The following is a 14,606-nucleotide window of genomic DNA, read 5'->3' as shown; positions in this document are numbered from 1 at the left end:
AGTTCAAAACATTCGGGGACAGCGTCCCCGAATAGAATTAGCCAGGAATGTTCGCAACCATTCGTAGTGAAGTGGTTAGCTCTTCCATTTGCAGCCAAGGGCGTAAGTAAGCCACTGCAGAGTAAGCACCTGGGCGTCCAGCTTGCTCTTCTACTGTCACTTTCGCTTCAACCAATGGATGTGTTGCTTTCGCATCGTTACCAATCGCATTTGGGTTAACGTATTGGTTGATCCAAGAGTTCAACTCTTTCTCAACGTCGTTTGGATCTAGGTTTGAACCAATACGATCACGGCCCATTACTTTTAGGTACTGTGCGATTCGGCTGCTTGCCATTGTGTATGGAAGACGTGCTGAAATTGCCGCGTTTGCCGTTGCATCTGGGTCTGTGTACGTTTTTGGTTTATGCGCAGTCTGAGCACCCATAAACACCGCATAGTTGGTGTTTTTGTAGTGAACCAGTGGCAAGAAGCCAAGATCACTCAGCTCTTTCTCACGCTCATCCGTTAGGTTAACTTCTGTCGGACATTGCTGTAGCAAGTCACCGGCATCAGAGTAGTGAGTGAAGTTTGGCAGGTTCTCAACTTTACCGCCGTTTTCAGTGCCGCGGATCGCCGTGCACCAACCGTACTTGGTGTAAGCTTGAGTCATCAGAAGACCAAACTCATACGCCGCATTGCTCCAAACAAAATCGCCGTCTGAAGACACTACTTGCTGACCGTTGTCGCGAGTTTGAAGTTCTTCAAATGCAAATGATTTAACTGGAACAGTTTCTGCACCGTAAGGAAGGCGAGCCATCGTTTTCGGTAGAGTCAGAGCAACGTAGCGTGAGTCATCGCTTTCACGGAATGCATTCCAGCTTGCGTATGCTGGCGAATCAAAGCCTGCTGCAACTGGCTTGCCTTCAGAAAAGCTACTGAATGCGTTGAAGTCGAACATACTTGCATTCGCAGCAGCAACGAAAGGTGCGTGAGATGCAGAAGCAACTTCACCCATGTAACGTAGCAGAGCAACGTCTTCATCACCGTAACCAAATTCGTAGTCACCTAGCAGTGCGCCGTATGGCTGACCACCAGCTGTACCAAATTCTTCTTGATAAACCATATTGAAGAAACGGCTGCGATCGATCGCTGGTGCATCTTCAAACTGCTCTAGCAATTCGTCTTTGGTGTAATCCGCCAGTTTGATTTTCAGATCTGGGCCTAGCTCGCTGTTTTTCACAAGCTTTTGCAAACCTAGCCATGAGCCTTCCATTTTTTGGAACTCACCGTTTTGCATCACCGTTGACAGCTGCTCAGAGATTTTGCTGTCTAGCGCGCTGATTGCTTTTTCAATCGTCAACGTTAGGTTCTTATCCCAAGTCACTGTACCTTCCAGCGCTTGAGAGGCCATGATGCTCAATAGCTCTTTTGTCGTATCTACTGGTGTTTGTGCTGTTGCGCTGATCGCTCGGTCAAGAAAGCTCTGCGTTGCTTCTGCTTCAGTAGCACCTTGTACTGCTTGTTGTTCTACAGACATTATTCCGCTCCCTCTTTGCTCAAACCTAGTTCTTGAGCTAAACCGTTGATGGCATCTGCGCTTTGCAGAACTTCTTTCAGTAGACGCTCAAGATCTCTCGAACGATCGGCTTTGCTTAGCAGTACTTTTAGCTGGTTACGTGTTTCAACCAACTGCTTAAGCGGCTCAATTTGATCAACTAAGTTCTCTGGGTGGAAATCTTTCATCGAACGGAAGCTTAAGTTCACTTCAAACTGGCTATCATCATTAGCTAGCTTGTTATCAACCTTGTACGAAAGACGCGGGTGAATTTGACCCATCACTGTATCGAAGTTGTCTTTATCGATACCCGTGAACTCTCGCTCTTCTAAATCAACTTTTTCTGATTCTGGTTTGTGGCCTGAAAAGTCGCCAATTACGCCAACAACAAACGGCAGCTCTTTCGTCTCTACAGCGCCGTTCGTTTCAACGTCATAAGTGATGCTGACACGGTTCTTACTAACGCGCTTGTGTTGTGAGTTCAATGCCATAACGGTGTCCTAAAATGAGATATTCATGAAATAGACATGCCACTGAACGTGGCATGTCTAATGAAAGAATTACTTACCAGAAGTCATTTTTCCGGTCGGTAGGTCGTAAGTCACAACACCACCGCTTTGTAGTTCACCACCTTCTTTCTCGTAGTGATGTTTCTGAGAAATAGAAGTGTAAGAAAGAGATAGGCTTTCGTACGGTTGAGAACCGTCAGTGCCGCTCACGTTGTAAGAAACTAGACGTGCTTTTTCTAGCTTAACTTGGAAGTAAACGTCTGCACCTTGGCCATCGTTAGAAGGCTTAGTAAATGCAATCTCAACTGTTTTACCTTCTTTACCTGGGTTGAATAGGTAAGACAGTAGATCTTCAGAAGCACCATCGACTTCTTTAGTTACGCTAACTTCGCTTACGCCAACCATGCCTGAATCCGCATTGGTGCCGTTACCGATGTCCATAGCAACGTTACGAACGCCACCCCAAGAGTAAGAGTTGATTGCAAACCAACCGTCATTTTTACCTTCAGCCGTTTCTAGCTGACCGATAGTCGCTGCGCCCTCAACTTGAAGACCGCTTACACGCATGTAAATACTTGCCATGATTTTTCCTTATTTTTTAAACACAATTACCAACTCAGAGCCGACGTAGCGGATGATTGTGGTTTTTCATCTTGCTTAGATTGGGTATCTACAGGGGAAGTCTGAGATACATGCTCTTCGACACTTGGCGGCTCCGAAACGGGAGGCGTCGCTTGAGGTGTCTGGGGGCTTTCAATGTCCACCGTTGGAGTACTCACCTCCGGCAGCAAAACCTGATCGAGATGATTCAATCCGGCGGCATTAAAAATCGTACTAAGAGCGTCACCGTTTTGTTCCGACATCATTTCTTGCAGCAACTCTGGTAAGGATAAATATCCCCATCGAATCGCTTTTTCTAACAAGAATGAAATTGGGCTATGCGGTTCGCTCTGGCGAAAATAATCAGAGACTTCTCTCAGCAAATGGAAAGCTAAGTCTCGGTTCATGTTGTTTAAGTTACCCAGTTCAGAGAGATTTCCTGCGTGTAAGTGTTGGCTTACGGTCTGAGCCTGCTCCGATGCCATAGGTATTGGCTCTATCTGTTTTGCATCCATATCGCTTGGCTGATGACCTTCAGAAACTGAACTTTCGGCAACCTCTTGCTCTACTGCCTTGGTCTCCGCTTTCGGGGCCAACTTAATTCCGCTTAAATGAACCAAAGCGTTTTCAACGCGGGTAAGCAGTGACTTCGCAAATCCAAAGTTGGTACTTTGACTGCCTACAGACTGACAATGAGTGCTCACTAACGCAGACAAACGCTCCAACTGGGAGATACAACGTTTGGCATTTTCCATCTTGAATTGAATCGCGGAACGCTCTTGAGCCACCGTGGTGGTAAGCGTAGATTTCAGTTGGCTAATTTCGCCTTTTCTCTCTGCACTTTGAAAATCAAAAAACGTTACGTCCCCAACTAAGGGCAGTTGCAGCATCGGTGCATAGAGAATCGAGCTTTCCTCGCTATCACCAACTAATTGGAAAAATGCTTTAACTTTCGCATCAGCTTGCTCTCTGTCTTTGCCCTTATCATCATCAGATTTGAGCTTTTCAACTGGCAGTACAGGGTTGAGGTGATCCCAGTACTTCTCACTTAAGTCGGCTAACCACTCAAGGCTATTCGCAGCACTTTCTAACGTGGTATCGAGAAGGAATTGAGCGGCAACAAACCATGAGATGAGCTCGATATCTCTGGTTGTATTTGAAAACTGTTCGAACAAGCTGTCTGAAAGAGTCTTCCAGCTATTTAGACATACCTCTTGTAACGCGTCTTTCTCGTCAGCACTGGGGTTTTGACTTAGCTTACGCAGCGCTGTTTGCGCGACATTAAATTCATTACGTAATGGGCGAAAAGCACCTTTATCCAGTTTAAGGTAAACGCCACAGATAGAATCATCACTCAGAGGTGTAGAAAGTTGCTCAATTTGATGCTTTGAAAAAGGCATAGGTTCCTGCTCTATTGGGTTAATCAGCCGACTATTCGCTTAAGTGCTAATTAAGTTCAATCGCTATTTTCTGTATTTTTAGATAAGGAAAAACGGTAGAGGTATTGAGTTAGTTCAACCTGCCAAATTCTTATTTGCGCAGCAAAAATAACATTTTACTAATATTGTCTCATACGAAGTGACACATTTATTAATTGCCAAGAGTATATCTTTGAGATGAATTATAGAAAGACCTATTCACGCCATATTTAGGTGATTTTTAGGTCATCCAACCTCTTAAAAATAGCACTACAAAAAGAAATGAAATTCGATAAGTTACTGATTTAATTTAAATTAAAATAAATAAAGCACAATGAGGGTTTATATATTAACAATGTCTTAAATATCCCCTCAAAGATATAGCCATCATAAAAACATGAACGCCCAAGCGCAGCGTCTTAAAAATGAAACAAATTTGAGATTAAAAATAACCGCAAAGTAATCGATTACATCTTATTCAGATAATAATTAAATAAACAAATTACCTTGAATTAAGCTCTAACTCGAAATAGATTAAATGTACAGAGCATGAAAGTTGATACCAATACATCAAGTAATAATAATATCAATTATTATGTAATAATTTCGAATGTTCATCCAATAAACAGCCTTTTAGAACTGTTTATTTAATAGTGAATTAAGTGAATATGAGCAGTAACGAATTAAAGCACCAAACCCGCTCCCTCACCATTAAGCTTTCAGATAACAAAAGTTATATCGTTACCCAATTAATTGGGGAAGAAAGCGTATCCGGCGGTTGTCAGTTTTCCGTTTCCATCGCAGCCAACATGGAGATCGATACCAAAAACCTAGGCAAAGCCGTTTGTGTGTCTTATGAGTTTGATTCTGGAAAGCGCTTTTTTTCAGGCATATGTAGCACTCTGCAATTCACTGGATATAGCAAAGACAAGCACCAGTTTTATTATCAAGTAGAGATATTGGATCCGCTTAGCTTGCTGCAATACAAACGCAGTCGTCAGATTTTTCAAAACATGACGACGAAACAGATCATTGAAAAGCTGCTAGAACAAGCTGATCTCAAAAGCTATTTTCACTTTTCCCTTTCCGGAAACGGGAAAAAGCATGAGTATTGTGTTCAACTTGATGAAACCGACCAAGCTTTTATACAGCGCTTGTTAGCAAGCGAAGGTTGGCACTACCACGTACGCCACCAATCTAATAAGTCGACAATCTGCATTGGCGATTCGAATCAACGATTTGAGAAAATATCTGATCCAAAGTTAAGCTATCAAATAGGTGGCAACAATCAGCAGCACGTACTAACAACGTGGAGCCAATCACACCATGTTGGCAGCGGAAAGGTATCTGTCGCCGATCATACTCAAGATCTGGCTGAATTTTTTGATAGCGGCACCCGAAAAAGCACCGAAAGTTACGCGTCAGCTTCATTGACGCAAGAACTCTTTGCATTTGGTCACGAAAATAAAAATGAAGTCCGTGACGCTGCAAAAATGCATATGGAAGCGTTAGATCTTAAGAAGTCAGCCTCTCACTCATCATCGAATTTAGCGACGCTTGCTTGTGGCTATAAATTTGAACTAACGAACCATCCTCTCGGTTCAATGAACCAAGAGTACATCGTCACTCATCTATCACACCGCATATCCAGAGAAGAGTCGAACAACGATGTCGCTTATCAGAATCAGTTTTCTTGCATCCCTTCGTCACTGGTCTTTCGTCCAGAAATACTAGATAAACCGCGTGTCCATAGCTTGCATACCGCAACCGTGACCGGGCCTAAGGGAGAAGATATTTACCGAGATAAATTGGGTCGAGTAAAAGTGCAATTTCACTGGGATAGAGGCGGCAAAAATGACGAGAACAGTTCATGTTGGTTGCCAGTTTCGCAAGGGTTCGCCAGTAAGGGGTTCGGTTCTCAGTTCACACCACGCATTGGTGATGAAGTGATCGTTCAGTACATTGATGGTGATCCCAATCGCCCTATCGTGACCGGCTCTTTATACAACAAGAACAGCGCAGCGCCTTACAGCTCGGATACTCAAAATGGCATCAAAACTCGTTCAACGCCTAAGGGCAGCAGCAAGCAAGGAAACGAACTGCGTTTTGAAGATCAAAAAGACAAAGAACAAGTGTATTTACATGCTGAAAAAGATTGGCTGCTGGACGTAAATAACGACAGCCAGTCAACGATTAAAGGCATGAAAAAGACCCAAGTTGAGAAGAGTGCCACCCTAAACGTTAAAGAAGACATACAAGTCGAAAGTGAAAAAACGCTTACCGCCAAAAGTAAAGACAACTGGACGGGTGACAGTGATAAAGATCTAAACCTCAGTGCCGCTTCCAACATCAATATTGCGGCTAAATCGACAGTCAGCGTTGATGGCAACCAAGTATCGATCTGCGGTAAATCGAAGATCGAACTCAAAGTGGGCGCGAGTAAAATCGAGATCAGCGCTAGTGGTATTAAGATCGACGCTCCTCAAGTCTCAGTTTCAGGTAAAGCAAAAGCAGAGATGAAAGCCGCAATGATCAATATTGAAGGCCAAGGTAAGGCCGATGTAAAAGCAGCGTTAGTGTCGGTTAACGGCAGTGCCATGACACAAATAAAAGCCGGGGCCATGGTGCAAATTCAAGGCGCAATTACAAAGGTAAATTGATGATGTTGATAAAGGTTCCTCACCAATCCGCGCAAGACATCTTGAGTGTCTACGAGCCAAATGCCGCATTCGCAGAGTTAGCAGACGCGAACACTACGCCTATCGATTTGATTTCTGTGGCGATGGAAGAAGAGCTGTTTGCCGATACAGTGACTTTTCTTGCGCATGCTCTCCCAGTTCGTGAATCCATTTGGTGGAGCGTAACCTGCGCCGTATCTCTGCATCACTGGAAAGAAGACGAAGCCAATGCCATTCGCGCAGCAAAGGCTTGGGTTTATACACCTGATGAAACAAGCCGCCGATTTGCAGAACAAATGGCAGATAAAGCAGGATTAGAAACCGGTGCAGGCTGGGCAGCTCAAGCGGCTTTTTGGAGTGGTGGCAGTATGATTAAGCCAGAGGATCCTGCCGTTCCCCCTCCCCCATACTTGTACGCGCAAGCGGTTGCAGGAAGCATTAACCTTTCAGCCGTTTTACCTGACGGTGAAGAGGCGAAAGAACGCTATCAACAGTTTGTAGAAATGGGTCTAAACATCGCCTCTGGCGGAAACGGGCAACAATAGGGAAAGAACATGCTACCAGCAGCCAGAGCAACAGACATGCACATGTGTCCGATGCAAACACCAGCAGTGGTGCCAATCCCTCACGTAGGCGGGCCATTGCTCCCTCTACCAACAACAGTATTGATCGGTAACCTACCAGCCGCCACTCTAGGGCAGATATGTGTTTGTGTTGGCCCACCAGATAGCGTAGTTAAAGGAAGTGCAACCGTGCTGATTAACAATAAGCCCGCGGCGCGCATGGGCGATCTCACTGCCCATGGCGGAACCATAGTGATGGGGATGCCAACCGTGTTGATTGGTGGATAGTATTATTACTAAAACAGCCTCCAGTTTTGGAGGCTGTTTCAATTCATATCAGACCTTACAAGTCGAGCTTAGAGCCCATAATGCGCTTCACTTTGCTCTTTGATAGACACAAACTTTTCTTGCATCTTCCCACCGATAATCTCTAATCGACGGTCCATTTCATCAAGCCAAGCTTTATCTTCCATCATGGCTTTAGGGAACACTTCGCTACGTTTGTTTTCACTAACATACAAAAAAGCATCGAACAGTTCGCCCGTTTTAGCGTTCATCTCCCCCATGTCTGCTAACTTGAAGCGAGATTTAGGCAATAGATCAATGAAGCGAGTCGATGCCAATGGCGTTGTTGATACAGGTAAGATGGATGGCGAAGAAGCACCTGAAAAACGATCTAGCACAACGGGTTCTGTCATTGGCCAAACTAAATACACTTGCTCTGGAAAATGCGTCTCTAAACGAGTTGCCAAAGGCCACATTGCCTCGCTATTTTCTGTCACATATTGAGCGGGGGCTTGGACTAAGTGGAATGCACCAAAAATAAGTAACGCTTTATCTCCCTTATTGAGGATCTCCTCTGTCACCTTGTAGAAGTAATCCGTTTTAGATTTAGCCACTTTCTTCCAAGTCTTTTCACTCTTAACTGTCGTCCAATCAAATGGCGCTTCAGCTAAGTGGACAATAATCTGTTGTTCTAAAGGTAGGGTTTTATTTTGCTCTCTTACTGCTTTAAAAAAGCTTAGATACACTTCAGGAGTCCAGGCCATAAAATAAATAGAGTCACGCACCACTTGTTGCAACTCATAATCCGGCACGTCCTCACCACGAAGGTATTGGTTGAGAAGTTCCTGATGTTTGGCGTTACCAAATTCCACCACAACATGCTGCACTTCTTTAGCGAACTCAGGATCACGGATCAGCTCAATCGCTTGAAAAATAAAAGCATCATTCCAATGATAATCTCCCAACCCAACAACCTGATGCGTCGCAAAAGCTCGCATGATGGCAGAGTTCGCAGGTTGCGCCTTTTCGATCACCTTTTCTATTTGCTCTGGAGTTAAATCAACCTTGGCTGAGTGAGGTAAATATTCGCATCCTTGTAAGACAGCCCCAGCAAGAAAGGTGGTCAAAATTCTGTAAGAGAGTAGTCCATTGAGCTTCATTACTTCATCCTTGAAAAAGGAAAACGATAAACCAAATCATTTTTATTTACAAAAATAATTTCTTCGGTAATTCAAACAATTAAAAGTAATCGGACAGTTGAATATACAATCACCTATTTGGTAAATGCTGACGGACTTTCTCTTAGCTCTATTGCTAACTTCGCTAACAACCTGCATATATCCGATGCGAGTGTTACCGCCGTCCATTTATTGTTTTGAATGACGTCTTCGATCTGCCGACGCATCAATAGCAATCGCCTGATAAGTTGCTCTCTTTTCATCGATCGTTTGTTACTTGGCAGCAACTGAAGATCACGAGCTAAATGACTGATAGCGAGCAACTCCAACTGCCACTCCAGTATCAAAACCTGTTCATGTAAGTACTCAGCGTTGTACTTTCCTTGCTCAAACATCGCATTTATATTCTCCAAATGGTGTTTTACTTCTTCTGGAATACCCAATATGTGATTAATGCTCATCGCTTATCTCCACAATAAGCCCCGACTAGCGGGGCTATCGACAATTAGAACAATGGCGCTTTTCTGTTTAAGCCCTTAGTGGCCAAATAGAAGTCTAGATACTGCCAATATGAAAAGGTATCTATCGGTAACTGCGTACCTTCTTCGATATCGAACAGGGACTCATCACCTGTTTCATCAAACTCTTCTTGTGTTTCTTCATCTGCACAGTCATAGGCCTCACAAACTAGCTCATCACGAATCTTTTCCTCGCTGTAGCCATAGAACTTAGCAACTTCATTCACAGATATGCCCAACTTTTGGCACAAGTCTCGTGAGCAAGGAGCAATGCCGCGCTGGAAGTTCTCAGTCACGCTGTACGGTAGCCATTGTCCAACTTCATGCCAGTTATGGACATTTGGCACTGTAAACACCAACCAATATTCAGGGTTAATGGCAACTTCCCCCCCCAATAGGTTGAACTCCCTGACTAAATCTGCGCGGTTTTCCAACGATAGAGATTGCCCAATTAGCTGTTGGATAGCAGTTTCACGAATTTTGAAACTAGGGCAACACTCCTCTTTGTATTCCGGAGAGATTCCTTTAAACAGTAAAATCACCTTTGCTAATTGCTTGAAAGTCAGTTTTTCAGGCGTGATCGTGTGTCGTGTAATAACAGCCATAATTATTTCCTTTATTGAATTTTTGGATCGAAAAAGACCTCACCCGAAATCGAGTGAGGTCTCTGTCTTTTATGAAAGGATGGTGTAGCGAATGCTACGAATATGCCTTATACACGAATCAAATCTAAAAATCTTACGATTTTGGCGTAAACTCAAGTCATCTTAATTTGGTAACCCATTGATTCAAAAAGCTCTTCAGTGACTTCTGTAGGATAACTTGCACCTTGCGCGCGAACCCATACACGCAATGTATCACCTATAGGTTGAGGTTGATTGTTTTTGTCCGTTGCAAAGCCATCTTGGTGCAAATCAAAAGGCATCAACGCAGCTTCTAAACACTGCAGAATTTTCTCTTTTGAGTTGAGCTTGCCTTCATGATGGTAATGCTCAGTAAATTCTTTAAGTATTGCCGTTTCTAGCATCGCGGACTGGAACCAACCGACAGAGTGCTTATACGTCACAATCCAGTTTGGCCCGTTAACCCACTCTACTGAGTTATTGGAACAATCAATTCCATAGCGAGTTGCTTCCGCTATCGAATCTGTTAAACCTGCCATGCAAGAACTCACTATCAAGCCTTTTAATTTCTTCCCTCTTTCGCGAATAAGATCGGTCGTTTTTTTAATTGTTGCATTGGCTACGCGTTTACCATCGCCATGCCCACCAATATATAAGATCTGAATGTCTTCTCTGGTATCCACTAGATGGTTTAGCGCTTGCTCAAGGGATTTATTATCGTAGTAGTTGCAATGATAGATATTAAGTTGTGGCTTATCGGTACCATCATTAACCAACCTTTTCACGCCTTCAAAAAAAGGCAAGCTGCTTGCCTGATCGTGGTTCGATTTAAAAGAAAACCAAGGGGCTTCGGCAACCAGTAATGCGACATTTTTGCTCATAAATAATCTCAAAGTCTGAACATAAAACCAAAATCAAAATAAACCCATGATTTATAATGATATAAAGCCAGTGTTATACTTTATTCATGCAATCTAATATGCAATTGTTGTCACATTTTTAAGTACCATTTATCTTCCCGCTCTAACCCCAACAAAGATTCCGGCAATAATGCTCAATACCGCAACAATTCCGGCGGGAGAAAGTGCTGGTAATGAGGGAGAATTGAAACATTATTTTCTCTTAAAACACGATTGAGACTTCGGTGCGGGCTCTCCAGGCCAGTACGACAACCAATGCGTTAAGAGACCTTTTTGTCCCCTCTCCAACGAGAATAGTGTCTCCTTAACCCTGTAAACTTGAACACCAAACAGGTTAATGAGCTCCCCATTGGAGTAGGATTTAAACCGCACATCTAAACGATCGCCTTGAGCTTTCGTCGAACACACAATCGACTCATCCAACTGAAAACCTTTTGCATCAAGAGAACAAGAATCTTTCGAAATGCTCAGTTCGTATTCCGCCCATGTACTCTGACCTGCTGCATTCTCCCCTAAGTTTAACTCACATCGGTAATTGCCATCCCAAGAAGGTGGTAACGAAGCCGATGCAGCAAAACTCAATAAAAGCGTGCTTAATAATCCGTTCATACTCAGTTAACACTCTGCAATACAAAGGCGACTTTTCACACCACGAATCTGTAATCCCATTGCCTCAAATACATGCTCAAAGTCTTGGCAGGAAGCTGGCACATTGGGTAAAGACAGCGCTGCTTCTGTAAAGAATGACTGGCTCAGTGTCTCTGACTCTCCCCACGCCAACTCCCACCAATCCAAAATACGTTGTTTCGACGCATTCAACCGATAGACCGCTGGCAGCCGATCGCGCTTGTTGAGGTTTTCAGTTTTAGATGTTGGCAACAGATTCCATTTATCGTTGTTCGGCCAGTAGGCGAACGGCAAGCAATGGTCAACATGGTATTCGTTGCGAAGCTTGCTCCCACTCCAAACACTGATGATCTCTGAGTGATTCGAACGCAACTGCTCTACCCGCTTACGTACCGCGCGAGTGTCGTGATCTTTATCAATCCAAACCAAACAGTCGTGGTATGTTTGCAGGGCAATTGCTCGTTGTTGGTTTGAGCTAAACCGCTGCATCTCAAGAATCCATTGATTGACCACCAGCGGCTCAATCCACGAATGATAAAGCCTAAAGCAGTCCCACAAGCTCTCATCCAGAATAAATTGGCCATAGCTTTCAAGGAATGCACCATCAACAACAATAGTACCTTTATGCTTTTTCGATGAACGTACCATTTCAAAATATGGATTCGATTTGTCACCTTGGTATGTGTAGGTAACTGGGCCATCTTTGATGGTTTTCAAACTGTCTTTAATCGCTTTATCTAAAGCAGCCGCATCATCACCAACAAACATAGTACCAATTGCTAAATCATCCGGGCTTAAATGAGATAGCTTGTCCCAACCATCAGGCTTGATGAATCCGAGGCCCTTTGATGCATTAGAATTCTGTTGGATGTTTTCTTTATCGATGAGGCGTTTGAACTGACGGATCCAATACAGGCCAACTAAACCAAGAGGGATCGCGACTTTCCCGTCTGTACGATCAATAACGGCTCCAGAATGTGCATCTGCAATTCGTAGTAAGGTTCGTAGCAATGCCAGTTTATAAGTAGCCGATTTAGAGTCGTTTACGATGATATGGCGAACCTTGTTGAGATCACCGGAGCCATCATCGGGAAGTGACATGACAACCGTCTGCCAATGAACATCATCACGCTTAAGCTGATCGTCGCTTTCAGAAACATGCCTAACCATAAGCGCACTGTTCTTTGCCAGCTGTTCTAACTCTTGAACGGAGACAGGGTAAGCCGTGCGACCATCAGTGAACTCTCCATAGCGAAGACTTATGACCAATCGACCATTAGGCGCAAGCAGATTAGAGAGCTTACGGAAAGCACGCTCACGATGAGAAGTAGCAAGATGCATCCAAACCGCACTCACTAATATCAGATCAAAACGAAGCCCTAAATTGGTAGTTTTCTCAAGTGCAGGCAAGGCATCATCAAGCCAAGTAACCAAATCACCCGTCTTAACTTTACCAAGCTCTAGTAGAGATACAGCAGGCTCAAGAGCAATTACCTCACAGCCTTGTTCCATCATCCATTTTGCATCTCGCCCAGACCCCGCTCCCACATCCAATACCCGATCGCCAGCATGAGGCCAAAAAGCCTGCCAGCTCGCATGAACGTTCTCAAACGTCGTCGAGTTGTATTGCTCCGCTAATGAGCTCGCATTTTGGTTATAGAAATTAGAAGTTGAGGACATAAAGATAAGGCTGCAATTGAAGTGAACACATAGTAAGTGCTATTGATTGCAAAGACTAGCAGGTAGTGCAGAAGTTGTAGGAGACGTTGCGTTAGAAATTCTGAAGTCCAAAACGACAAAACCCCGATAACTCGAGGAGCTATCGGGGTTTCTAAATAAATGGCACGCCCTATAGGATTCGAACCTATGACCACATCCTTAGAAGGGACGTGCTCTATCCAGCTGAGCTAAGGGCGCGCTACAGGGACAGGATTATACGAGTTCAAACGCTTAAATCAACGGGTTTTCATAACATTCTGATCTGAGTGCCTAAAAAAAGGGCATTGAAATGAGAAATGTTCAAAAACACCACAAAGCAAACGTTTGCGTATGGATGTCTCACAGTTTTTCTGCGACAATGCGCAGCGATTAATTTGCCTTCTCAATTTATTAAGGAAAGTCATGACTGCTCAAAATATTGATGGAACCCTTATCTCCCAAACTGTTCGTTCGGAAGTTGCGGCTCGAGTGAAAGCTCGCAAAGAAGCAGGACTACGTGCGCCAGGATTGGCAGTGGTTTTAGTTGGCGAAGACCCAGCATCTCAGGTATACGTTGGCAGTAAACGCCGTGCGTGTGAAGAAGTTGGCTTTGTATCTAAGTCTTTTGACCTTCCTGCAACTTCATCAGAAGAAGAGTTGTTGGCTCTGATTGATGAGTTGAACAACGATGCAGAAATCGATGGCATTCTTGTTCAGTTGCCACTTCCTGCTGGCATCGATGCAACACACGTTCTTGAGCGTATTCACCCAGAAAAAGACGTAGATGGCTTCCACCCTTACAATGTGGGCCGTCTAGCGCAGCGCATTCCTAAGCTTCGCTCTTGTACACCAAAAGGCATCATCACTCTTCTCGACCGTTACAACATTGAGCTACGTGGTAAGCATGCGGTTGTGGTTGGCGCATCGAACATCGTTGGCCGCCCAATGACGCTTGAGCTGCTTCTTGCTGGTTGTACAACAACGACTTGTCACCGCTTCACAAAAGACCTAGAAGGCCATGTCCGCCAAGCTGATCTAGTTGTGGTTGCAGTTGGTAAACCAAACTTCATTCCTGGTGAGTGGATTAAGAAAGGCGCGGTTGTGGTCGATGTGGGCATCAACCGTCTTGAATCTGGCAAGCTAGTGGGTGACGTGGAATACGATAAAGCACGTGAGAATGCGAGCTTCATTACACCAGTACCGGGCGGCGTTGGCCCAATGACGGTAGCAAGCCTAATTGAGAACACGATGCTGGCTTGCGAGCAGTTCCATACTAAGAAATAAAGAATTACCGATACTGAAAGGGCTCCGCAAGGAGCCCTTTTTGTTTGAAGTAATAACCCCCTCTAACTCCCCCTTGAAAATGGGGAGGACCGGACTGAGATCGCTTTTAGTTCGCTGACTTATTCAAATATCGAAACCGGATTTAGTTCGGAGTAACAACCCACTCTAACT

The 14,606-nt window shown here is 44.2% G+C and carries 14 protein-coding genes and 1 tRNA gene; 4 read left to right on the top strand and 11 right to left on the bottom strand.

Annotation, left to right across the window (positions count from 1 at the left end; genetic code table 11):
• Nucleotides 1-37: 37 nt before the first annotated feature.
• The 4 genes from tssC to KIV41_RS16725 form a co-directional block, all read right to left on the bottom strand.
• Nucleotides 38-1,516, bottom strand: a complete 1,479-nt coding sequence (tssC, locus tag KIV41_RS16740; protein WP_010446919.1) for a type VI secretion system contractile sheath large subunit — start codon at nt 1,514-1,516, stop codon at nt 38-40.
• Complete coding sequence (gene tssB / locus KIV41_RS16735; protein WP_008219012.1) at nt 1,516-2,025, bottom strand: type VI secretion system contractile sheath small subunit; 510 nt, start codon at nt 2,023-2,025, stop codon at nt 1,516-1,518. Before tssB ends, tssC begins: the two co-directional genes overlap by 1 nt.
• A 69-nt stretch (nt 2,026-2,094) precedes the next feature.
• Nucleotides 2,095-2,625 carry a type VI secretion system tube protein Hcp gene (locus tag KIV41_RS16730; RefSeq protein WP_008219014.1) on the bottom strand — a complete coding sequence of 177 codons (531 nt, stop codon included), beginning with the start codon at nt 2,623-2,625 and terminating at the stop codon, nt 2,095-2,097.
• A gap of 26 nt (nt 2,626-2,651) precedes the next feature.
• A complete protein-coding gene (locus KIV41_RS16725; RefSeq protein WP_285337043.1) occupies nt 2,652-4,043 on the bottom strand; it encodes an ImpA family type VI secretion system protein in 1,392 nt (463 codons plus the stop codon).
• Between the two features lie 686 nt (nt 4,044-4,729).
• Here KIV41_RS16725 and KIV41_RS16720 point away from each other — a divergent pair.
• The 3 genes from KIV41_RS16720 to KIV41_RS16710 are packed head-to-tail and all read left to right on the top strand — an operon-like array spanning nt 4,730 to nt 7,590.
• Complete coding sequence (locus KIV41_RS16720; RefSeq protein WP_285337042.1) at nt 4,730-6,721, top strand: type VI secretion system Vgr family protein; 1,992 nt, start codon at nt 4,730-4,732, stop codon at nt 6,719-6,721.
• Complete coding sequence (locus KIV41_RS16715) at nt 6,721-7,284, top strand: Twin-arginine translocation pathway signal (protein WP_285337041.1); 564 nt, start codon at nt 6,721-6,723, stop codon at nt 7,282-7,284. Before KIV41_RS16720 ends, KIV41_RS16715 begins: the two co-directional genes overlap by 1 nt.
• Nucleotides 7,285-7,293: 9 nt before the next feature.
• Nucleotides 7,294-7,590 carry a PAAR domain-containing protein gene (locus KIV41_RS16710; protein ID WP_010446907.1) on the top strand — a complete coding sequence of 99 codons (297 nt, stop codon included), beginning with the start codon at nt 7,294-7,296 and terminating at the stop codon, nt 7,588-7,590.
• A gap of 68 nt (nt 7,591-7,658) precedes the next feature.
• On the opposite strand, the gene KIV41_RS16705 is transcribed toward KIV41_RS16710, so the two are convergent.
• From KIV41_RS16705 to KIV41_RS16675, 7 genes are all read right to left on the bottom strand, one after another.
• Nucleotides 7,659-8,747 (bottom strand): hypothetical protein, encoded by a 1,089-nt coding sequence (locus tag KIV41_RS16705; protein ID WP_285337040.1) that lies wholly within the window; start codon nt 8,745-8,747, stop codon nt 7,659-7,661.
• Between the two features lie 113 nt (nt 8,748-8,860).
• Nucleotides 8,861-9,226: a hypothetical protein gene (locus KIV41_RS16700; RefSeq protein ID WP_285337039.1), complete on the bottom strand. Its 366-nt coding sequence runs from the start codon at nt 9,224-9,226 to the stop codon at nt 8,861-8,863.
• A 44-nt stretch (nt 9,227-9,270) separates the two neighbouring features.
• Entirely contained in the window at nt 9,271-9,888 is a 618-nt protein-coding gene (locus KIV41_RS16695) for a hypothetical protein (protein WP_285337038.1), read from the bottom strand.
• Nucleotides 9,889-10,040: 152 nt separating this feature from the next.
• A complete protein-coding gene (locus KIV41_RS16690) occupies nt 10,041-10,787 on the bottom strand; it encodes a hypothetical protein (RefSeq protein WP_138955993.1) in 747 nt (248 codons plus the stop codon).
• A gap of 231 nt (nt 10,788-11,018) precedes the next feature.
• A complete protein-coding gene (locus KIV41_RS16685; RefSeq protein WP_285337037.1) occupies nt 11,019-11,435 on the bottom strand; it encodes a DUF5991 domain-containing protein in 417 nt (138 codons plus the stop codon).
• A 6-nt stretch (nt 11,436-11,441) separates the two neighbouring features.
• Nucleotides 11,442-13,133, bottom strand: coding sequence for a class I SAM-dependent methyltransferase (locus KIV41_RS16680; RefSeq protein WP_285337036.1), 1,692 nt, complete (start codon nt 13,131-13,133; stop codon nt 11,442-11,444).
• Between the two features lie 160 nt (nt 13,134-13,293).
• Nucleotides 13,294-13,370: transfer RNA gene (locus tag KIV41_RS16675), tRNA-Arg, on the bottom strand.
• A gap of 204 nt (nt 13,371-13,574) precedes the next feature.
• On the opposite strand from KIV41_RS16675, the gene folD reads away from it, so the two are divergent.
• The gene (gene folD, locus KIV41_RS16670; RefSeq protein WP_010446897.1) at nt 13,575-14,435 is read left to right on the top strand and encodes a bifunctional methylenetetrahydrofolate dehydrogenase/methenyltetrahydrofolate cyclohydrolase FolD; all 861 of its coding nucleotides are present in this window, start codon (nt 13,575-13,577) and stop codon (nt 14,433-14,435) included.
• The last annotated feature ends 171 nt before the right edge of the window (nt 14,436-14,606 follow it).

This window comes from Vibrio sp. D401a, assembly GCF_030248515.1.
Classification (GTDB): domain Bacteria; phylum Pseudomonadota; class Gammaproteobacteria; order Enterobacterales; family Vibrionaceae; genus Vibrio; species Vibrio rotiferianus.
The sequence above is the reverse complement of the archived record's forward strand: the minus strand, read 5'-3'. Positions and strand labels throughout refer to the sequence as shown.